Origin of the sequence: Paenibacillus sp. JJ-100, assembly GCF_948329825.1 — a bacterium.
In the GTDB taxonomy this organism is placed as follows: Bacteria; Bacillota; Bacilli; order Paenibacillales; family Paenibacillaceae; genus Paenibacillus.
Window position 1 is genome coordinate 1,207,250 of the sequence record NZ_CAOJCM010000001.1, and the last position, 21,959, is coordinate 1,229,208.

The 21,959-nt window shown below is 44.7% G+C and carries 16 protein-coding genes; 12 read left to right on the forward strand and 4 right to left on the reverse strand.

From position 1 onward, the window contains the following. Window positions 1-146: 146 nt before the first annotated feature. The 4 genes from PQG66_RS05695 (at window position 147) to PQG66_RS05710 (ending at window position 5,259) form a co-directional block, all read left to right on the forward strand. Window positions 147-2,228 (forward strand): serine hydrolase domain-containing protein, encoded by a 2,082-nt coding sequence (locus PQG66_RS05695; RefSeq protein ID WP_272036010.1) that lies wholly within the window; start codon window positions 147-149, stop codon window positions 2,226-2,228. Between the two features lie 343 nt (window positions 2,229-2,571). Next, window positions 2,572-4,020, forward strand: coding sequence for an amino acid ABC transporter substrate-binding protein/permease (locus tag PQG66_RS05700; RefSeq protein WP_442955007.1), 1,449 nt, complete (start codon window positions 2,572-2,574; stop codon window positions 4,018-4,020). Further along, a complete protein-coding gene (locus PQG66_RS05705) occupies window positions 4,013-4,741 on the forward strand; it encodes an amino acid ABC transporter ATP-binding protein (RefSeq protein ID WP_272036012.1) in 729 nt (242 codons plus the stop codon). The genes PQG66_RS05700 and PQG66_RS05705 overlap by 8 nt, the downstream gene beginning before the upstream one ends. Window positions 4,742-4,896: 155 nt before the next feature. Beyond that, a complete protein-coding gene (locus tag PQG66_RS05710) occupies window positions 4,897-5,259 on the forward strand; it encodes a hypothetical protein (protein WP_272036014.1) in 363 nt (120 codons plus the stop codon). A 130-nt stretch (window positions 5,260-5,389) separates the two neighbouring features. Here PQG66_RS05710 and PQG66_RS05715 read toward each other — a convergent pair whose 3' ends face one another. Further along, entirely contained in the window at window positions 5,390-6,679 is a 1,290-nt protein-coding gene (locus tag PQG66_RS05715) for a glycoside hydrolase family 27 protein (RefSeq protein WP_272036016.1), read from the reverse strand. 357 nt (window positions 6,680-7,036) lie between these two features. Here PQG66_RS05715 and PQG66_RS05720 point away from each other — a divergent pair, with 357 nt between their 5' ends. From PQG66_RS05720 to PQG66_RS05745, 6 genes are all read left to right on the forward strand, one after another. Beyond that, a complete protein-coding gene (locus tag PQG66_RS05720) occupies window positions 7,037-9,379 on the forward strand; it encodes a glycoside hydrolase family 95 protein (RefSeq protein ID WP_272036018.1) in 2,343 nt (780 codons plus the stop codon). A 241-nt stretch (window positions 9,380-9,620) separates the two neighbouring features. Next, a complete protein-coding gene (locus PQG66_RS05725) occupies window positions 9,621-11,189 on the forward strand; it encodes a response regulator (RefSeq protein ID WP_272036020.1) in 1,569 nt (522 codons plus the stop codon). Continuing rightward, window positions 11,186-12,922 (forward strand): sensor histidine kinase, encoded by a 1,737-nt coding sequence (locus tag PQG66_RS05730; protein WP_272036022.1) that lies wholly within the window; start codon window positions 11,186-11,188, stop codon window positions 12,920-12,922. Before PQG66_RS05725 ends, PQG66_RS05730 begins: the two co-directional genes overlap by 4 nt. A gap of 121 nt (window positions 12,923-13,043) precedes the next feature. Beyond that, window positions 13,044-14,723 carry an ABC transporter substrate-binding protein gene (locus PQG66_RS05735; RefSeq protein WP_272036024.1) on the forward strand — a complete coding sequence of 560 codons (1,680 nt, stop codon included), beginning with the start codon at window positions 13,044-13,046 and terminating at the stop codon, window positions 14,721-14,723. 117 nt (window positions 14,724-14,840) lie between these two features. Beyond that, window positions 14,841-15,812 (forward strand): ABC transporter permease, encoded by a 972-nt coding sequence (locus PQG66_RS05740; RefSeq protein WP_442955009.1) that lies wholly within the window; start codon window positions 14,841-14,843, stop codon window positions 15,810-15,812. 15 nt (window positions 15,813-15,827) lie between these two features. Beyond that, window positions 15,828-16,748, forward strand: a complete 921-nt coding sequence (locus PQG66_RS05745; protein ID WP_272036026.1) for a carbohydrate ABC transporter permease — start codon at window positions 15,828-15,830, stop codon at window positions 16,746-16,748. A gap of 59 nt (window positions 16,749-16,807) precedes the next feature. On the opposite strand, the gene PQG66_RS05750 is transcribed toward PQG66_RS05745, so the two are convergent. From PQG66_RS05750 to PQG66_RS05760, 3 genes are read right to left on the reverse strand one after another with little or no spacing between them, the layout of a single operon-like run. Then, window positions 16,808-17,083 (reverse strand): barstar family protein, encoded by a 276-nt coding sequence (locus tag PQG66_RS05750; RefSeq protein WP_272036028.1) that lies wholly within the window; start codon window positions 17,081-17,083, stop codon window positions 16,808-16,810. 11 nt (window positions 17,084-17,094) lie between these two features. Further along, window positions 17,095-17,538, reverse strand: a complete 444-nt coding sequence (locus PQG66_RS05755) for a ribonuclease domain-containing protein (protein WP_272036030.1) — start codon at window positions 17,536-17,538, stop codon at window positions 17,095-17,097. A 60-nt stretch (window positions 17,539-17,598) separates the two neighbouring features. Next, window positions 17,599-18,495, reverse strand: a complete 897-nt coding sequence (locus PQG66_RS05760; RefSeq protein WP_272036032.1) for an AraC family transcriptional regulator — start codon at window positions 18,493-18,495, stop codon at window positions 17,599-17,601. Between the two features lie 217 nt (window positions 18,496-18,712). Here PQG66_RS05760 and PQG66_RS05765 point away from each other — a divergent pair, with 217 nt between their 5' ends. Together PQG66_RS05765 and PQG66_RS05770 are read left to right on the forward strand one after the other, a co-directional pair. Then, on the forward strand, window positions 18,713-20,215 hold the full coding sequence (locus PQG66_RS05765) for a glycoside hydrolase family 43 protein (RefSeq protein ID WP_272036033.1): 1,503 nt from the start codon (window positions 18,713-18,715) through the stop codon (window positions 20,213-20,215). A gap of 96 nt (window positions 20,216-20,311) precedes the next feature. Beyond that, complete coding sequence (locus PQG66_RS05770; protein ID WP_272036036.1) at window positions 20,312-21,844, forward strand: glycoside hydrolase family 43 protein; 1,533 nt, start codon at window positions 20,312-20,314, stop codon at window positions 21,842-21,844. Window positions 21,845-21,959: the final 115 nt, after the last annotated feature.

The window sequence follows — 21,959 nt, forward strand, 5'->3', positions numbered from 1 at the left end:
TTCAAGCTGCAATGATGAATCACGATGAATATATTTTTTCCTGTTCATCCCCAGTTCATATTCAGGACGTGGTCAGTTCATTTTCTTCTTTTATACTGCGTTAGGTAACTGCACTATTACTACAACCACAGAGCAGATAGGAGAAGATGAATTTGAGACGAAAAAAAAGAACGACCATTGTTGCCATGACCTTGGCATTTGCGATGTTAACTCCAACAGCTGTATATGCAGCCGAGCTTCCAGGTAAACTAGACTACGGATTGACTCAAAAAGCAGTCACGGCAAAAACGAAAACACTGACCGAAACCTACGGTGTCACGAGTGTACAGTACGCACTTATCGATGGAGGAGAGATCGTTCTCTCTGGACAGACAGGAATTAATGACCCAGAGAATCGTGTGCCACTCACGTCAAATACCATGTATGGCATAGGATCGACAAGTAAAATGTTTCTCACAACCGCTGTCATGAAGTTAGTTGATGAGGGCAAAGTGAAATTGGACGATCCTTTAGTTAACTATATTCCTGAATTTAAAATGAAGGACAAACGTTATACTCAGATTACAGTACGTATGCTGTTAAATCATTCATCGGGATTGCTTGGCACATCCAGTAACAGTGCTATTTTATTTGAAGATCCAGATACGCATGCACATGATACATTATTGGAACAGCTAGCCTCACAGCATCTGAAGGCTGATCCTGGCGCCTATTCGGTGTATAGCAATGACGGGTTTTCATTAGCAGAGATTCTCGTAGAGCGAGTCAGCGCGTTGAGTTTTACGGAATTCTTGCACCGTCATATTACAACACCTCTTGGCATGAATCATACCAAGACGCCACAAGATCCGCTCGATTTGGAACAAATGGCAACGACGTACTCCGCCAAGAAGGAAAGGCAGCCTTTGGAAACTACCAATATGATTGCTTCAGGTGGTATCTATTCCACAGCCGAAGATTTGGTGAAGCTGTCACAAGTATTCACGAATGAGAAGAATGGTATTCTATCGAAAGAATCAGCGAAAGCTACCGGACAGGAAGAGTACAAACGAGGAATGTGGCCGGAGGACGGCGATTCGTCTATTGCTTACGGATTGGGATGGGATAGTGTGAACTTGTTTCCATTCAATCAATACGGCATCAAGGCATGGACTAAAGGTGGTAATACGATAGCCTATCATGCCTCTCTGATTGTACTTCCTGAGTATAATATGGCTGCAGCTGTTACATCTTCGGGAGGTTCAAGTTCAACGAATCAATTGATTGCAACAGAGTTGTTGCTAAGTAGCCTGGAAGAAAAGAAGCTGATTCCGGAGCGTAAAGCGGAGAAGTCACATGGAGTACCTGTAAAAGCAGAGATGCCGAAGGAAGAAATGAATCATTCGGGAATCTATGGTGGTGGAGCCAACATGTTGATGAAACTGGATGTGCAGGAGAATGGGCAACTCATCATGTCGATGTTAGCGGCTACCAATAGCCCCAAACAGACATACACCTACATTGCTGACGGTTCTTTTGTGAATGAAACAGGTACGGAGAAAGTGAAGTTTGTTAAGGAAAATAACGGAAATACGTATCTTTGGACACGTTCGTACCAATCGGCATCTGGACTTGGGCAGATTGCTTCTTCGGAGTATAAGGCTGAAAAGCTTCAAGCCAATCCATTGTCGGACGAAGCTAAAGCTGCATGGCAAGCACGTGTAGGTAAAGCGTATGTGCTCGTAAATGAGAAACACACCTCGACTCTATATAATACAGCAATGCCGCTGATCCCTATTCAGTTGATGAGCGAGTTGCCAGGTTTTATTTATACCAATGCTATCACAGGTGCGGATCAAGCTTTGAATCAATTGCAGATTCCGGGTGTAGCAGGTCGTGACACAATGGAATTCACCTTTTTCAAGCAAAGTGGTGTCGAGTATGTTTCACAAGGAGGCAATGTATATGCCAGCCAGGATATCGTGAAACCAATCTATGCAGGTCAGCAATCAAAAACGACGATCCAGTCGAATGGTTACGCCAAATGGTTCTCGATTCCGGCTGCGGCTGGAGGGAAAGAAATGAAAGTGAACTTACCCTCCGATGGTTCATATGTTGTGTATGATGCATCTGGTGCCAGTCTGAATCATAGCGTAGTCAGTGGTCAAACGACAATGGTATTACCAGAGCGAGGCAGCATTGTCTTTGCTGGTGAAGCAGGATCGGTCTTTGAGATTACGTTGAAATAAAGCTTGAACCCACGATTTAAATGAATAGATATCGTTTTCAAAACATAGCTGATTGATCTTAAGAATTAATGTTTATCAATTGAGAATTAATGTTTATCCATCAGATAGCTAAAAAGTCGCATTTTGCGGCTTTTTTTGCGTTTTTAGTTTCAAATTTAAATTTTAGGTTTCGCGAGCCGCTACTCCAGGGTAAGTATAAGAGGAATTTTATAAGCTTGTTGATGTCATGGAAACAAATAATGAAGGTGGGTAGGAAGAGCATTGATTAAGGAAGAGCTGAGAATAATACATGTAGCAAGTTTGGAAACATAAGTATGGCATGACGTCATGACGAGGAGGACATATGAAGAACAACAGGATTACATTACTTATACTTACGATGGTGCTGCTTCTCGTGTCTGGCTTTGCGGGTTGGGCAGGAGATGTGCAAGCAAAATCTGAAACACAAAAAACATATATCATTGGTACAGATGTTACCTTTGCACCATTTGAGTTCCAGGATATCAACGGTGATTTTGTCGGTATTGATATGGATATCTTGGCAGCCATCGCCAAGGATCAGAATTTCAAATATGAGATCAAAGCGTTAGGTTTTAACGCAGCCGTTCAGGCACTCGAAGCCAATCAGGTCGATGGTGTCATCGCAGGGATGAGCATTACTAATGAACGGAAGGCGAAATTCGACTTTTCCGATACTTATTTTGAATCAGGCGTAGTTATGGGCGTCAGTGTTAACAATGATTCAGTCAAAAGTTACGAGGATCTTCGTGGTAAAAAGGTAGCCGTGAAAACGGGTACCGAAGGATATCGTTTTGCTGAGGCGAATGCTTCCAAGTACGGCTTTACCATTGTACCTTTCGATGATTCCGTACAGATGTATGATGAAGTAAAAACAGGTAACTCGGTTGCTTGTTTTGATGATTATCCGGTATTGAAGTATGGCGAGAATCAAAACAACGGACTGAAGGTTGTTACAGACCCCGAAAAAGGTGCACCGTACGGCTTTGCTGTAAGTAAAGGCAAAAATTCGGAGCTACTTCAAATGTTTAATGCAGGTCTAGCAAACATCAAGGCAAGCGGTGAATATCAGAATATCCGCGATAAATATCTGGGGGAAAGTGCGGAGTCCGCAGAAAGTTTGGGACGGATGGAACTGATTATCAAGTCTCTCCCAGCATTGCTTAACGGATTAGGTAAAACACTGCTGTATACAGTGGTGTCTCTATTTTTTGCATTTATTATTGGTATGATCTTTGCCTTCATGAAGGTAGGACGCAATAAAATTCTACGTGGTATAGCTACGGTCTTCGTAGATTTTTTCCGGGGCATACCGCTGTTGGTTCTCGCATATTTCATATACTTTGGTATTCCTCAGGCGTTCGGATTCACGATGCCACTGTTTCTTGCGGCGATTCTGACGCTCAGCTTGAATGCCGGAGCGTATGTAACGGAGATCATTCGTGGCGGTATTCAGTCGATTGATCCTGGTCAGATGGAGGCAGCTCGCTCTCTGGGTCTGCCATACCGTAAAGCGATGATGAAAATCGTTGTTCCACAGGCCATTCGTGTGATGATTCCATCGTTTATTAACCAGATGGTTATTACGCTGAAGGATACGTCGATCTTATCCGTAATCGGGCTAGTTGAGCTTACACAGTCGGGTAAAATCATTATCGCTAGAACGTTTGCTTCTTTCGACATTTGGTTAACCGTTGCGGTAATGTACTTAATCGTTATTATTACACTGACCAAAATTGCCGATTATATGGAGGTGAAAATCCGTCGTGGGTAAAATAAAAGTAGAAGGATTGAAAAAAAGTTTTGGTTCAAATCAAGTGTTAAAAGGCATTGATGTTGCAGTAAATGAAGGAGAAGTTGTATGTGTAATTGGTCCCTCCGGTTCGGGGAAAAGTACATTTCTGCGTTGCATCAATCGCTTGGAGGACATCACAGCAGGTCATGTTATCGTTGATGATCAGGACTTGAACAGCAGTGAAACCAATATCAATAAGGCTCGTGAGAACATCGGAATGGTGTTCCAGCACTTTAATCTGTTTCCGCATTTCAGTGTGCTCAAAAATATTATGTTTGCACCAATGGAACTCGGCAAATTGAACGAAGCACAAGCTAGAGAGACAGCGATTCGCTTGCTTGATCGTGTTGGCCTTGCGGACAAAGCAGACAGTTTCCCGAGTCAACTATCCGGCGGACAGAAGCAGCGCGTTGCCATTGCACGGGCGCTCGCGATGAATCCGGATGTAATGTTGTTCGATGAACCTACGTCTGCTCTTGACCCCGAGATGGTTGGAGAAGTGCTGGGCGTTATGAAAGATCTTGCGCGGGAAGGAATGACGATGATCATTGTGACGCATGAGATGGGTTTTGCCCGTGAAGTTGCGGATCGGGTTATTTTTATGGATGGCGGATACATTGTTGAGGAAGGCAATCCTGAGCAGATCTTTGGTAAACCGCAGAATGAACGGACGATTAGTTTCCTGGAGAAAGTACTATAAATTTATTATTATAATTATGAATCAACGAAAAGTCGCGATAAGCGGCTTTTTTGTTTTGAACATCGAAGGGGTCAAAGTATATAATAGGATTCCAATAGACGCTGAACATCATGTATAAACGTGTCATATCACGATATAAAAAAGGAGGATGGCCCGTGCCCGAACCTGTACCCGAGATTGTGCAGTTGCAATCCATTGAGGCCTTTCAATCTGCAATTCGCAAATCACAGAGTGCTCTGGTCAATATGATCAGGAAAGGTGCTAATACGTCTGTTATAGAGAAACGACTTCATGCGCTGGCTGTGTCTCTGCATATGCTGGAATATACCTGGCAGAAGAGAGGGGACCAACCATACAGCAATCTGGAAATGATAGAAACACGTCAAGTGATCCAGAACCTTCTTGTTTCGCTTGAAGGAATGAAAGAGAAGATAGCGGCAGGCACACCCCAATATACTTTAATCGAGCGAAGAATTCGAGCTTTTCAACTTGCTATACAAGCGATGAATATTGCGTGAACTCGGATATGACATAGATCAGATGATTCTATACGATCCACATATTCAAAGACAATTCATATAGTCTTCAAGCCTCCTAAAGGACGAGAAGAGGTCTGTCATCGAGACAGGCCTCTTCTTTATAAAGCTTTTAAGCGAAATGATACAGGCGTACACCATGTGAAGACACATCTGTACGTAAAATGTTCCCCTCCATGCGAGCCGCTTGACCGCTCCATAGCTCAGTGCCTCCGCTGAGAACGTTAGGTGAGAAACCGATAGTCTCAAGCTTGAGTTCAACCGGAAGCTCTTGCTCTTCGCCAACATTAAACACAGCTACATAAGCTGATCCATCCGCATGTGAAGCCGTCCAGACAATTAAATCACCTTGTCTAAGAGCTTCTCTGGCACCATAGCTCTCACGGTGCATACGTAGAACTTCCCGATTGGTTAGCAAGGAGAGCGTCCAGTCATCGTTATCTCGCAGTTCCCCGCCTAAGATCAGAGGTGAGCGGAAGATACTCCACAATGACATCATCGTTAATTGCTCATTCTTGGTGAACCTTGTCCACCGATCAGCTCCACCACCGTCGACGGAGCGAATACCAATATGCCCCAAGGGCAGCATGTCGCAATCCGGCCAGCATCCCTCCTTAGGCATACCTTGCCATGTGCGGCACCGGTCAAACATATCAAGTAGAAGAGGCCAGCGATCCCAGAAATCGTCAGTGATACGCCACATGTTGGCCTGTTCCGCGAAGAATTCAGCATATTCTACGGGGGCAGGACCAGGAGAAAGGCTTAGTACCATAGGACGTCCAGCACGTTGGATAGCCTTTGAGATCATTTGAATCTCAGGTTGGTGCGTGTCATATAAACGAGAGGCAGCGATATCATCCACCTTTACCAGATCAACGCCCCATGAAGCATACAATTCAAACAAGGAATCATAATAGGCCTGGGCGCCTTCTTTATTATGATCCACACCATACATATCCGTATTCCATGGGCAGATCGAGTTGGTATGCGCGATATCACGAGCAGTGGCGTCGGTACCTAACAAGGCAGTACCCGCATGTGCTGCTTGTCGTGGAATGCCGCGCATAATATGGATACCGAATTTCAGTCCCAGACTGTGCACATAATCAGCAAGCGGTTTAAATCCCTGGCCGTCTGCAGCTGACGGAAAACGATTCTCAGCGGGCATTAGACGTGAATATTCATCCATGATCAGAGGAACGAATGGTCGGTATTGTGAGGAGATTGCGAAAGGTTCGTACCACTGAATATCAACGGTGATGTAACTCCAGCCGTATTCTTTCAGATGTGCGGCCATGTACTCGGCATTCCCTCGAATTTCGCTTTCAGTGACGGCAGCGCCGTAGCAGTCCCAGCTGTTCCAGCCCAGAGGAGGTGTTGGTGCTACAAGGATATGATTCATCTAAAGGCTCCTTTACATGAACTTAATCTAAATTTATTGGTCTTGACTTATTCATCATACTTAAACAAAAGGCTAGATTCTCCTCTCTTTCCAGGATGATGTTACAACGCATTGTTAGTAAAATGCGGGCGTAAAATGGTATCATACTAGCATTTAATCCCAAACATTGCAAGCGTTTTCGAAGTGTCACGAGAGAGAGGTTAGCTTTGTGAAGTTTTAGGTTAGTATTATTCATTCTGGATAGTGTCTAGACAAGCTAAACTGATAGGATGAATAGCTCTGCAGTCATATGTGCCCCCTTACTTCAGACCGATGCTGCAGGACGCAAGCATGCTGAATACTCGATGGAGGTGTAGTATGGATAGGAACAAAATCTGGTTTGATCATGCTTCCGAGCGATGGGAAGAAGCTTTTCCGATAGGGAATGGAACCCTCGGAGGAATGGTTTTTGGAAGACCTGATCTGGAGAGAGTGCAACTAAATGAAGACAGTTTATGGTACGGCGGACCGATGGAGCGGAATAACCCTCAGGCACTCCAATCCTTGGATCGAATACGACAACTTCTATTTCATGGACAGATTAAAGAAGCAGAGGAACTAGCACTTACATCTTTGGTTGGTGTGCCCGACGGACAACGGCATTACGAGCCACTAGGTGATCTCTACCTGTCAATGCATCATGTGGAAGATGACACAGCAGCGTATCGGAGATATCTCGATCTGAAACAAGGTGTAGTCGGCGTGCAGTATACATCTGGCGATACAACGTACAAACGTGAATACTTTTCAAGTTATCCCGATCAGGTACTGGCTGTTCATCTGTCAAGCAGCGAGCAGGGGGAATTGTCATTTACAGCATTATTCGGCAGAGGTTCGGTGCTCGGCTGGTCGCCATTATCTGGTGCCCTAAGACATCCTGTGGGTTTTCAGTCTTTAATAGATCGAATCGAACAACGTAGTACCAATGATATCATCATACGTGGAAGAAGCGGTGGGGAAGAGGGGGTTCGTTTCTGCTGTGTGATGCGGATTATGCACGAAGCCGGAGAGCTGAAGTATTCGAGTGGACAACTATCTCTTCTCAACGGTGACTCGGCTACCGTGCTTATAGCCGCTTGTACAGATTTTCGCTACCCCAATGAAGAACTCGAGACGGAATGCTTGCGAAGGTTAAACGCCGCATCTTTGAAGTCATATGAGCAGTTGCAGCAGGATCATATACACGACTATCAAGCGCTGTTCACACGTATGGATCTGCATCTGGAAGGAGAAGACACGGACACGAGCAATTTGGATCTACCGATGAATCAGCGACTCGCTCGAATGAGATCAGGGTATGATGACCCTGATCTCGTCCGTCTGTATTTCCAATTTGGTCGTTATCTGCTGATCTCCAGCAGTCGTCCAGGTTCTCTGCCTGCCAATCTTCAGGGCATATGGAACAAAGACATGCTTCCGGTGTGGGACAGCAAATACACCATTAACATCAATACGCAAATGAACTACTGGTTTGCGGAGAGCTGTAATCTGTCAGAGTGCCATACTCCGTTGTTTGATTTTATTGAGCGATTACAGGTGCGTGGCCGGGAGACGGCAAGTCTGATGTATGGATGTAGAGGATTCGTAGCACATCATAACTCAGATGTATGGGCCGATGCTGCTCCTCAGGATGTATGTCTCACATCTACCTTTTGGACGATGGGAGGAGCATGGCTGTGCTTACATTTGTGGGATCATTATGATTATGGCAGGGATAAGATGTTTTTGGAAAAAGCGTACTTTACGATGAAAGAGGCTGCGTTGTTTATTCTGGATTTTCTCGTGGAAGACCCTGAGGGGAATCTGACTATTTGTCCTTCATCTTCACCGGAGAATATCTACATACTGGATAGTGGCGAATCGGGTTCCCTCTGTTACGGAGCATCCATGGACAATCAAATTATCCGAGAACTGTTCACGCGTTGTATGGAGAGTGCTCACATTCTACAACAAGATCAGGCGTTTGCGACTAAGCTGCGTGAAGCATTGGCTCGAATTCCAGACATGGCAGTGGGGAAACATGGACAGATTCAAGAGTGGAACAAAGATTATGATGAGCTTGAACCTGGTCACAGACATATATCACACTTGTTTGCACTGCATCCCGGATCACAGATTAATCCGAAAACAACACCAGCCTTAGCAAAAGCAGCTCGTGTTACGTTAGATCGCAGACTTCAACATGGTGGTGGCCACACAGGGTGGAGCCGAGCATGGATTTTGAACATGCGGGCCAGACTGGAGCAGGCTGAACAAGCGTACGACAACGTTATGGAGCTCATACGATCTTCAACCTTGCCCAATTTGTTCTGTGATCATCCACCGTTTCAGATCGATGGCAACTTTGGCGGTACAGCCGGCATCGCCGAAATGTTGCTCCAAAGTCACGGTCGTGAGATTCGATTGCTTCCTGCACTCCCCAAAGCATGGTCAAAAGGTTCCGTGCGAGGACTGCGAGCGCGTGGTGGATGGGAAGTGGATATCGAGTGGAGCGATGGAGAGCTACTCTACACGAACATCCGTGCCAATCAATTCTGCAGCGAATCTGGATGCGAATCAAGCAAAGTTATCGTTTCATATCTTGAGCAACAGTTGGAACTGGATTTCGCGGATGCAAAAGATAGATCTATTCGTTTGAAGCAAAAAGACTGGATGGTGTGAAAAGGCAAAAAATGAATTGAACTAAATGAATATGGAGTATAGAGCGAAACGACCGGATTCAGCTTCGGTGCGGTTTCGCTTTTTTTAATCTTCGACTATTTTCGCGCAATAAATCTGGCATTTCGTGCAATGAATTTGCAAACCGCAGTATATAAAATGAAAACAATCACTTGTAATTAGATCTATAAATGTAAGCGTTTACTATTTAAAATTAGTATTTATATAGAAAGGGGTAGTGTACATGTTAAAAGTATTGTTGGTCGATGATGAGATGTATATCCGCAGAGGGATGTATGAGCTGATTGATTGGCACAGTATGGGCATGGAAATTACGGGAGAAGCAGAGAACGGACTGGAGGCACTGGACAAGGCGGAATGTCTGAAACCCGATATCATCATTACTGATATTCGAATGCCTATTCTGGATGGATTAGATCTCATTCGTGCTGTAGAGCATTCGGGTACGCTTGAGCCCGTATTTATCATTATTAGTGGATATCATGACTTCAAATATGCCCAGCAAGCGATACGATACGGTGTCCAGGATTACATTCTCAAGCCGATTGATGACGAGGAAATGACTGCAACGCTACAAAAGGCTGCTGACCTGATCCGCAGCAAACGAAAGCATTCTTTTTTGGCAGAAGAGGAGGCCAGCCGTATTATGCTGAAAGATTTGCTCAAAGGTCAGATTCAAAAAGAAGATGAGATTCGATATGCCGAAATGATCGGTATTGGCCATCAGACGAGAATGATGATTGCACTTGTTGAATTGCAGACAGGTTTGAAACGAAGAAATATAACTGTCCATCAGGTTAATGATATTCTTCACAAAATTAAAGATGATCGCTGCGAACTTTATGTATTAGAGGAACAACGGAATAGAATGGTATTAATTCTCTTATGGAAACATCCGTATCCATATGGATCTGTAGAAGAGAAGATTCAGACGATTCAGAAAATGCTGAGCGACCATTTAGAGATCGATATAGCACTTTATGCAGGAACAGTGGTAGACCATATGACAGAAGTAGCTCGATCATATGCAGAAGCAGAGGAGGCATACAGACATAAATTTGCCGAGTCTGAACGCATTGTATATTTTGCAGCCGTAAAAGATAAAACGTTATACGTATTCAATGTGAATCAGGAACTGATTGACCAATTGATCCTATGTCTGGAGGAACGAAATCGTACCGCTTGTCATACCATTGTGGACGATATGTTCCACCTGTTTCAGTCCCGTCGCTTTTCTCCTCAAGCGGTTACAGGTTCTCTATTACGTTGTATAACGGGAATTCTGGCTGTCGTTCATGAGATGGGAGGTACGGATACGGGTTTACAGCAGCTAAGGTTATTGGCAGAACAAGGTCAAGAGGGATGGAATTTGCGGTTGTTAAAAGAAGCGTTCTTGAAGGCAATTGAGGAAGCTGAAGAATATATGGCGCAACTGCGAACACAGCAATCGAAGGGAGAGATCCACAAAATTAAACGATATATTGATTCCCATTATACGGAGAATATCAGTCTCAAAAGTATTGCCGCCCAATTTTATATGAATCCGGTCTATCTTGGTCGGCTTTTTCGTAAAAGTTACAATCAATATTTTAATGAATATCTGCTTCATCTCCGCATTCAACAGGCACAGAAGCTTCTTCGTCAAACCGATCTCCGCATGTATGAGGTAGCCGCTCGAATCGGATTTCAGAATGCGGATTATTTTGTGACGCAGTTTGAGAAAATTGTGCACATGACTCCCACCGCTTACCGTAATCTTCTGAAAGAGGATGGACAACGAGGTGCCCAATGATCCGAATGAATCTGAATTACATCAAGCTTCGGGACAAACTGCTGTTCATGTATATTTTGTCCGTGTTCATTCCCATTGTTGTGACTAACGTAGTGTTTTATCAAGTGACTACCGCTAATATCCGTAGCCAGAAAACACGTGATGCAGGGGTAGCTTTGAACAATCTGAAGAACGAATTGCGTGTGACGATTGATCAGGGGGTGGGCTTATCTTACTCACTCTATGCGGATCCCGTATTTAATGACACGTTGTCTCGATCATTCGCTAATCATTCGGAGTACATCCGGGCTTACAATTCATATCTCATAGGGGAGTTTTCGGGTCAGCTCAGTCAGGGGATTCGCTGGTACCAGGTGTATACCGATAATCCAACCATATTGTCTTCTGGATACATTGAACATTTAACCGAAGACGTGCGCAAATCAAGCTGGTACAAGCAATTACAGCATAAGATGGTGCCTTATCCAACGTTGATTGCAACAGATCAGACCCTGAGTCTCGTTCAACGCTTAAACAATCAAGACACTGGAGGCATTGAACAGCTGCTCAAAATTGACTTTAATATGGATCTGCTCAAAGAACAATTTCGTAACAGCGGCTTTGACGGCAAAGTGTACTTGGTGGACCCAGGTGGACATATTCGATTCTCGAATTACCCCAAGTCGGAAGAGCCTCCGAACGGAAAGCTATACGGTGACATCGAGTTTCCAAACCAAACGATTCGATTTGATCGTGTATATGAAGGCATTAATTATTTGGAAGGCTGGTCGTTACAAGGGGTCATGGATGAAGAGATTGTTTTGCAGGAGGTTCGCAAATCCCGTTCATTTGTCATTTGGTTGGCTTGTATCAATGTTGTGTTGCCCACAATGATTATCGCAGCGATATCTCGATCCATTCATGTCAGACTGGTGCGTATTCTGAAGCACATGAAAAAAGTGAAAACTCAAAATTTTCAGACCATTCCTCCGGAAGATGCAAGAGATGAGATTGGTCAGCTCACAACTGAATTTAACCGGATGACCGAGACGATTCGGAACTTGATTGATGAAGTATACCTTGCGGACATTCAGAAAAAAGATCTGGAGCTTAAACAGCAGCAAGCTCAGCTTCACGCGTTACATAGTCAGATTAATCCGCATTTTCTATTTAACACCCTTGAATCTGTGCGGATGCGAAGTCTGATCAAGGGGGAGAGAGAAACTGCCAAAATCGTGCATCATATGGCGAAAATGTTCCGTAAGTCCATTAGCTGGAATCAGCAAGATGTAACCGTCAAGGAGGAACTGGAACTGATCGACAGCTTCTTACAAATTCAGAAATATCGCTTTGGTGAAAAGCTACAGTACTTCATTGAAGCAGACCCGTCTGTGTTAGTGTACCGGATTCCCAAAATGGTCATCTTGCCATTTGTAGAGAATGCCAGCATTCACGGTATTGAATCCACAGCGGGAGTTGGAATCATTCGACTGAGCGTTCGAACGGACGGCTCGGAACTTCATATTCGGCTGGAGGATAACGGTATTGGCATGTCTACGGCCCGATTGGATGAGTTGATGCAATATCTGGAACAGAATATGGATATCGGAGAGCATGTGGGTATGAAAAATGCGTATAGCAGGTTGAAACTTTGCTATGGGGATCGATTCTCTTTTTCCATCCAGACAGAGGTAGAGAAAGGAACGCATGTACAAATCCGGCTTCCGTTGGATGATAAGCACCACGAAGGTTAACGATAGCCAATATACTTTTTGAAGCACAAGGTACAGTTTAGTGGGTAATTATGAAAGCGTTATCTTGATAATATGGAGAAGGCTTACAGATACCGTTTAACGAAAAGGGGGAACAAAACACATGTTAAAACCGCTTTTGAAAACGACAGGATTAGCCTTCATACTGGCATCCCTTCTGGCTGGATGCACTTCAGGCAGCTCCTCTCCAGGAGCTTCATCTTCGACAGAGAAAGAGGATAACAGCCCTGTTACCTTCTCGTATTACATGTTTTCTTCAGGTAAGAAAGATACGCTGGCTAGTGAAACCACTATTGGTAAAGAGCTGCAAAAGCAGACAGGCGTGGATTGGAAAATGGAATACCTGGTTGGTGATAGTGCGACCAAAGCGGGCGTTATGATTGCGTCCGGAGATTACCCCGATGTCATTGCCTCCAGTGGAGAGATGTCCAAGCTGCTGGATGCGGGGGCTTATATTCCGCTTGACGACCTGATCGAGAAATATGGTCCTAATATCAAGAAAGCCTACGGTCCGTACTTCGACAAAATGAGAAATCCGGAAGACGGTAAAATTTACGCTTTACCATACACGGCTAACCAAGGTGAATATTCGGGTAGCCCTAACATTGGCGGGGGAGCATTCTGGATCCAACGTTCCGTATTGAAGGAATTTAACTATCCTAAAATTACGACCTTGGATCAATATTTCGATCTCATCGAGGATTACAAGAAGAAACATCCCACAGTGGATGGAGCCGAAACGATCGGCTTTGTATCCCTCGCTGGCGTAGCCAATAACTTTTTCACGTTGCAGAACCCGGCTATGCACCTTGCAGGGTATCCAAACGATGGCGGCGTTATGGTGGATATGAAAACTCATGTGGCAAGGACGGTCGCAGGTACAGAAGAACAGAAGCGATGGATTAAAAAGCTGAATGAAATTAACTCGAAAGGTTTGCTTGATCCGGAATCGTTCACGATGAATAAGGACCAATATTTGGCGAAATTAACCTCTGGTCGTGTTCTAGGCTACTTTAACTACGCATGGCAAGTCGGGGATGCAACCAAGAACCTGCTCGCAGCAGGCATTGATGAGAAGCGTTATGCACCTCTTCCCATCGTATTTGATGAAAGCATCAAGGATCAATACATTGATCCTCCAGGCTTCGTAAACAACTATGCAACAGGGATCACGGTCAATGCCAAAGATCCCGTAAGGATCATCAAGTATTTTGATAATTTGCTCAAAGAAGAGAATCAAATTTTGGTGCAGTGGGGGATCAAGGATCAGACATACAGTGTGGATGAAAAAGGACGCTTCTACTATGCCAATGATGAGCAACGGAAAATACATGACGATGTTGAGTTGGGCCGTAAATTCGGATTCACCTACTTCAGCAATGACTGGCCGCGTTATGGTGGAGAATCAACGCTGTCTGATGGCAACGCTTATAATCCAGGCAATCAGCCGGAAGTGGTCGCTGCAACCTACACGGAAGGGGATAAAAAATTCCTGGATGCCTATGGCGTCAAGACCTTTAGTGATTTGTTCAACAAACCAGAAGAGCGTCCGTGGTTCCCGGCGTGGTCCATTGCACTTGAACAAGGTTCGCCTGAACAGATTTTCACGACTAAATCCGATGATATACAGCGCAAATACTTGCCTGAGATGATATTGAGCGCACCATCCAATTTCGACAATCTGTGGAATACGTACATGACGGAGTTCAGCAAACTGGATCGAGCGGGATACGAGAAAAAGATAACCGAGGTTATTCAAAATCGAGTTGCAGGGAAATGGTAAATGGATTCATACCAACTTAACTAGATGGTTTATGTGCGCTGGAGAACATATGAAGGCTACATACTATATGTTTCTCCACGCACACGAATAACAGAATGGGAAAGGAGCATCTGCATCGTGAAGGAACCTCATGTATCCCTTCAATCGATCCCGCCCGCTTCCCGTCATAAGGGGAAACGGGAAACTCATTTTTTCAAACGATTGTTGCAACAGCGAACATTAGCTTTGATGTGTATTCCCTTTGTGGTTTGGGCGTTTGTGTTTAAATATTTACCGTTATGGGGCTGGACCATGGCGTTCCAGAACTTCAAACCGGCAAGAGCTTTTGCTGATCAGCAGTGGGTGGGAATGAAGCATTTTCAGACACTGTTTGAAGATAATACCTTCTATCGGGTGCTGCGCAATACGCTGGTTATGAGTTCGATCAAGCTGGTACTTGGGTTTGTTACCGCGATCACACTCGCACTCCTGTTAAACGAGCTGAAGAATATTATTTTTAAACGTTTTGTGCAAACCGTCAGTTATTTGCCTCACTTCATCTCCTGGGTTGTGGCTTCAAGTATTGTGCTTACGGTGCTCTCACCTGACGGGATTATTAACCTGATTCTAATGAAACTTCATCTCATTGATAGTCCGGTGCTATGGATGGGGAAAGGGGAGTATTTCTGGGGTATACTGGGAGCGACCGAGGTATGGAAGGATGTCGGTTGGAACACGATCATCTATCTGGTAGCGATTACAGCCATCGATCCAGCTCAATATGAAGCGGCGGAGATTGATGGAGCCAGTCGTTTCAAACGTATGTTGTATATCACTTTACCGGGCTTGAAGCCTGTTATCGTTATTTTGCTCATCATGAATATGGGAAATATCTTGGAATCCGGATTTGAACCTCAATATTTGTTAGGCAACGGAATGAATATGGATTATTCAGAGAATCTGGATATCTTTGTACTGAAATATGGATTGGGGATGGGGAACTTCTCTTTGGGAACAGCGGCAGGTATATTCAAGACGGTGGTCAGCTTCATCTTCCTCTTCACAGCCAACTACATCGCCAAAAAAATGGGAGAAAGCAGACTATTCTAAGAGGAGGCCTGAGCCATGCCAAAAGCAAAATCATCTCGCTCGAGGAGTAGCAGCACCGGGGATCGGGCGTTTGATGCCATAAACATTACTTTTATGATCTGTTTGATGATCGTTACGATCTATCCGTTTATCAATATGATTGCTGTATCACTAAATGATGCGAATGATGCTATTCGCGGGGGCATATATCTGTGGCCTCGGGAATGGACACTGGATAATTATAAATATATTTTTGGAGAATCCGATATTTATCATGCCACGCTGATCTCGGCGCTTCGCACGATTGTTGGAACGATTGTGTCCGTTTTCTGTACGGCGATGCTTGCTTATACCCTCAGTCGGCAGGAATTTGTTCTTCGGAAGTTTGTAACGATGTTTTTTGTCTTCACCATGTATTTCAGCGGAGGACTAATTCCAGGCTATCTATTAATTCGTGATCTGGGGCTAATTGGATCTTTCTGGGTCTATATCATTCCTGGGATAATCGGTGTATTCAATATGATTGTCATTCGTTCGTTTATCGAAGGGTTACCTGAAGGGATTCTGGAATCCGCTCGAATGGACGGAGCAGGTGAATTTACAACGTTTATTCGAGTCGTGCTGCCGTTAACGATTCCAGCGATGGCAACCGTTTCTCTTTTCGTAGCAGTAGGGCAGTGGAACTCCTGGTTTGATGTCTTTCTATATAACTCATCTAACAAGGAGTTAAGTACACTTCAATATGAACTGATGAAAATATTACAAACCTCAACAACGGCGGCAACATCATCGGCAAGTGACGTGTACCAATCTGCAGAGAACAGTGGTATTGCGGTGACGCCTACCTCAATACGGGCAACGATGACGATTATAGCAAGTGTGCCCATCCTGATGGTGTATCCGTTCTTACAGAAATATTTCGTACAAGGTATGACTATTGGAGGAGTGAAAGGGTAAAGGAGAGAACAACAAATTTGTTATTTGCATAAACAGGCAGCCGGGTGGCTGCCTGTTCGTCATGATAATAATTCCAGTGTGAATCCGTCAACCTCTTGCTGAGCTTCCTGCATGACTTCGACCACTTGATCTGCATAATCACCAAGCACGTTTTTGCATGATTCAAAATGTAACCAGCGAATCGTTAGTGGCAGGTGGACTTCACCAGTCAGCGCATCCCATAGCGCATCCAGATTGTGTCCGTAATGTTCATCCAATTGAAGTTTGTCCTGTAACACCAGATGAAGTGTTTCACGGTCATGAAGGGAACGACCATCGATCTGAACGATATTCATGTGTACCCCCTTTATTTGATCTGTTGAAAGGTTTTATAGTGATCGGTGGTTTGATAGATTAAACCGTCATTAGAATATACAATCCGGTCACTTCCCCGTGTTCCTCCTTTATAATGTATATCTGCTTCGTACCAGACCCGGCCCTTTTTGCTAGGGAGGAGGCCTTCGCGATTCCGAAATACATCACCACCGATGCTTTTGCCGGGGGCGACTTGGTGAAGATTGCCCTTGCTTGGCTCCCATCCCAGCGCACGTGCTTCATTCTTCGTAATATAGTTGGGCGGAAGTTCGTGATGCTCTTGAATATAATCGGCGACTTCTTGAAAACCCATCTCTTGTGAGATATCGGTCGTCTGAGAGCCCGAATCCGTCATCGTTAGCGAAGCGCAGCCAGCCAACATCAATGCCGAGAGCAAGATGAACAGGGGATATAACCATTTTCGTAGTAAAAGCATGTTCTGATCTCCTTTTAATTATAACAATGCTTTTTATGTTAATCCGTTTTAGATAACAAATCAATTCTTTGGAGCAGTCTGGATTACGAGCTGTTGGCTGAGCGTGGGAACGGTAGCTTCTCGTCGTTGTTTCTTGTATTTCCCTGGTGAAATCCCTACAATTTTAGTAAAGCTGCGAATGAAATTGGCATAGTCACTAAATCCGGACTGGAAACAGGCATCTGTAATGCTCATACCATCGGTGAGAAGTAATTTGGCAAGTTCAATGCGCCGACTAAGAATATAGGAACGAAGCGTAAGTCCGGTATGCTTTTTAAACTGTCGGCTCACAGAAGTACTATTCATATAGAACTCCTCGGCCAGTTTGCCAAGTGTAATATGCTGTGTGATGTGTTTGTCGATATACGCCATCGTTTTGCACACCAGTTCAGGCATGATGTCTTGAGGGACATAGGAGTTGTGCTGAAACCACTGGTTGATCAGAACAAGCAATTGTGCCATGGCAGCATTCGTTTGTACGTCAGCTCCGTAAGCACGGCTATCAGCAAATTTCTCAATCTGATCGGTCCAATACAACAGTTGTTTTAATTGATCGTCATGCAGATGAATGATATTACCTTTTCCTTCTGGGCGATAGTCAAAACAGGATAACAAATCCGTCAAAACCGTGGACAATTGGCTCACATATTCTTTTTTGAGGTTAATCGTGATCCGCTCATATTCTGACTCATCCAGAATAAGTGCCCGGTGCATCTCTTCAGGAGAGATGACAAGCAGATCACCACGCTGCATCGGGTAGCATCGATGATCGACATAGAAATGCACATGCCCCCGGAGGAAGAGGTAAATCTCATACCCATTGTGTCGGTGATAACGGGATTCGTACTTGTAAGTGGTTAGAGGATGGCGGTACAAAAGCTCTGGCTTGATCGGATCATAAAAGTAGTCAGAAGACATATATGGGAGTACCTCCTGTCATTTGGCGCAATAAATCAAGCAAAAAACGCAAAGAAATTGGACTTGTGTTCATTTAAAATGTAATCATCCTATCATGAAAACGTTTGTATTGCAAACGCTTTCTATTTGGTGTGCCCAAATGTTTTGGGTAACGAACCTGAACGTGTGTGTGCTAGACATATCGGTAAGCTAAACTCTATTTCTGGGAGGAAACGAGATGAATAACGAAACGATGTCACAGTCTGATGAGCTTAGGGGTGGAAGTAATTGCACTGTCCATTCACAGGAGATTTGCAAGATTCGTCCCAACGCCAATCCTTTAATGGCTCACAAATTCGGAGCAGATCCTTATGCGCTTGTCTTTAATAACCGGGTTTATCTGTATATGACCAGCGATAAATTGGAGTATGATGCAGATGGGACTCCTCAGAAAAACAGTTATCAATCGATCCGTAAAATTACCGTGATCTCTTCCGATGACCTGATCAATTGGACCGATCATGGCGAGATCAAGGTCGCAGGTCCAGAAGGGGCAGCCACATGGGCTTCTCAGTCGTGGGCTCCAGCTGCCGCTCATCGCAATGTAGAGGGAGAGGATCGTTTCTATTTATATTTTGCCAATAACGCTAGTGGGATTGGTGTATTGAGTGCGCCAACACCCATTGGTCCCTGGACTGACCCGATTGGAAAAGCGCTGGTGACAAGAGAGACGCCGGGGGTAGAAGGGGTAACGTGGTTATTTGATCCGGCTGTACTTGTGGATGATGACCAGCAAGCTTATCTCTATTTTGGAGGAGGCGTGCCCGAAGGGAAACCGGAGAGACCCGATACAGCGCGAGTGATGAGACTTGGAGATGATATGATTACTGTCACCGGCACAGCCAAAACCATTCCTGCTCCATTTATGTTTGAAAATTCAGGAATACATAAGTACGATAACATCTACTACTATACCTATTGCTCGAACTTCTTCCAGGTGGAACGTGATGCAGACAGTCCGCCGCCAGGAGAAATTGCTTACATGACAAGCACACAACCTATGGGTCCATGGACGTATCAGGGAACGATTCTCAAAAATCCGGGGCACTTCTTTGGAATTGGCGGTAACAATCATCATGCGATCTTTCCTCTTGCGAATCAGTGGTATATTGCCTACCATGCACAAACGCTCTGCCAAGCTATGGATATCCCTGAAGGATACCGTTCTACACATCTGAATCGGGTCGAGTATGAGAAGTCCTCTGGTAGAATCCGAGCCATTCAAGCGGACTATGCAGGGGTGGACCAATTAAAGTCGTTTAATCCCTATCAAACCGTCAGCGGTTCAACCATCGGTTGGAGTGCAGGCGTGACTACGCGTCAAATAACCGAATCGGAGCAAGAGGGATCTTCGAAGCGAGAAGAGGTTGTTAGTCTGATGCATGGCGGAAGCTGGCTTGCTCTTTCACGAGTGAACTTTGGAGAAAAAGGGGCAGCATCTTTTACTGCATCCTTATGCAGCCAAGGCGGCGCTTGTACTCTTGAACTTCGATTAGGTCGTGAAGACGGAGTTTTAGTAGGCCAGCTTTATATCCCCGCATCAGCGGAAGATCAAGAATGGATGGAAGGTACGACGTCCATATCGGGCGCACAGTATGAACAAGATCTATACATGGTGTTACAGCCAGCAGATCAGAGTTCCAGTATTCTACTAAGACACTGGATGTTTGAAGAAGCATAGCTTCAAGCTGAGACTTATTCATGACATGGAAACTGAGATTTAGATGTATAGGTTGACGAATTCCATGCAGAACCCAAAAATGAGGTGTTTTATAAAATGTACTCCAATCCAATGATATGGGCTGATTATCCAGATGTGGACGTCATCCGAGTTGAAGATACGTATTATATGGTGAGCACGACCATGCATATGATGCCTGGTTGTGTTATCCTACGCTCGTATGATTTGATGCAGTGGGAGACTGCAACTTACGTGTATGACCGTTTAGATCATACGCCAGCGCAACGTCTAGAGAACGGCGAACAGATCTATGGCAAGGGAATGTGGGCTGCTACACTGCGATATCATCAAGGGAAATTCTACGTTATCTTTGTAGCCAATGACACGCGTAAAACGTATCTATACACGTCTACGACGATAACGGGACCATGGAATAAACAGATTATAGAGGGGTTCTATCACGATTGTTCGCTGTTTTTTGATGATGACGAACGGGTCTATCTGGTGCATGGGAATCGAGAGATTCACTTAACCGAACTAGAACCGGATCTTTCCGGACCGAAGCAGGATGGACGGCATCGTGTCATTGTGACAGATCATCAGCCTCATTATCTGGGGTATGAAGGTGCACATTTTTATAAAATTGAAGGTATCTATTATGTCTTCCTGATTCACATCACGAAGGCAGCTGGACGAAGAACACAAGCTTGTTACAGAGCCGATACGCTGGATGGAACATTTGTTGGCGGAGATGTATTCAATGATGATATGGGATATTTCAATTCAGGAGTCGCTCAAGGAGGGATCGTTGATACGCCGGACGGCGACTGGTACGCTATACTTTTCCAGGATCATGGGGCAGTTGGGCGAATTCCAGTACTGGTACCGATGCGTTTTGAGGATGGTGTACCCGTATTTGCAAAAAAGGCTCCAAAATATATTGATATTGCTAGCACAAGGCCTGGATACCGTTATAAACCGCTGGTTGCCAGTGATCGTTTTGAATACACAGTTGACGATCAAGGGAACGTACGTCTGCAAGACGTATGGCAGTGGAATCATACACCGCATGACGAGCTGTGGTCTGTGACGGAGAAGCCGGGAGTATATCGAATTCGAACAGGCCAGCTTAGCCCGAATCTGACGTTTGCAGTTAATACACTCACTCAGCGTGCCATGGGGCCGGCTTGTTCAGCTACAGTAACGTTGGATGGTAGCAAGCTGAACGATGGAGATTATGCCGGCTTATGTTTTCTGATAGGCACCTATGGTCTAATCGCTATGACGAAGGATGACGGTCAATACCACCTTGTGATGCAGGCCAGGAAGGCTCCCGACACCAGTATTTTTGGCAGTTTGGTTGATCAAGAGCCAGCTACAGAATACGCTCGAATCCCCGTAACAGGGCCTGTGGTTACGCTACGAGCTTTCGCCCATTTCGTTGATAATCAAGATGAATGTCGCTTTGCTTATCTGGATGGAACAGACTGGAAGGAGCTTGGTATACCCCACAAAATGGTTTATAAATTGGATCATTTCATGGGCTGCCGAGTTGGATTGTTTCTGTTCTCTACACAGGAGATCGGGGGCGAGGCTGATTTCTCGGATTTTGAATACCAGATTATGTAGCGCAATCTGACCCAGCTTATTGAAATAAAAGTCGCCCATCGGCGGCTTTTTCATATTCATGACTGCACAGATGTTGTACAATAATAACAATTCTGGAAATGAAAAAGAATATGTT

Bases quoted from the DNA above. Each gene is read 5' to 3' on its own strand.
- PQG66_RS05715 (WP_272036016.1), bottom strand. From the start codon at position 6,679: ATGAATCATATCCTTGTAGCACCAACACCTCCTCTGGGCTGGAACAGC.
- PQG66_RS05725 (WP_272036020.1), top strand. From the start codon at position 9,621: ATGTTAAAAGTATTGTTGGTCGATGATGAGATGTATATCCGCAGAGGG.
- PQG66_RS05720 (WP_272036018.1), top strand. From the start codon at position 7,037: ATGGATAGGAACAAAATCTGGTTTGATCATGCTTCCGAGCGATGGGAA.
- PQG66_RS05765 (WP_272036033.1), top strand. From the start codon at position 18,713: ATGAATAACGAAACGATGTCACAGTCTGATGAGCTTAGGGGTGGAAGT.
- PQG66_RS05760 (WP_272036032.1), bottom strand. From the start codon at position 18,495: ATGTCTTCTGACTACTTTTATGATCCGATCAAGCCAGAGCTTTTGTAC.
- PQG66_RS05755 (WP_272036030.1), bottom strand. From the start codon at position 17,538: ATGCTTTTACTACGAAAATGGTTATATCCCCTGTTCATCTTGCTCTCG.
- PQG66_RS05700 (WP_442955007.1), top strand. From the start codon at position 2,572: ATGAAGAACAACAGGATTACATTACTTATACTTACGATGGTGCTGCTT.
- PQG66_RS05770 (WP_272036036.1), top strand. From the start codon at position 20,312: ATGTACTCCAATCCAATGATATGGGCTGATTATCCAGATGTGGACGTC.
- PQG66_RS05735 (WP_272036024.1), top strand. From the start codon at position 13,044: ATGTTAAAACCGCTTTTGAAAACGACAGGATTAGCCTTCATACTGGCA.
- PQG66_RS05730 (WP_272036022.1), top strand. From the start codon at position 11,186: ATGATCCGAATGAATCTGAATTACATCAAGCTTCGGGACAAACTGCTG.
- PQG66_RS05745 (WP_272036026.1), top strand. From the start codon at position 15,828: ATGCCAAAAGCAAAATCATCTCGCTCGAGGAGTAGCAGCACCGGGGAT.
- PQG66_RS05695 (WP_272036010.1), top strand. From the start codon at position 147: ATGAATTTGAGACGAAAAAAAAGAACGACCATTGTTGCCATGACCTTG.
- PQG66_RS05750 (WP_272036028.1), bottom strand. From the start codon at position 17,083: ATGAATATCGTTCAGATCGATGGTCGTTCCCTTCATGACCGTGAAACA.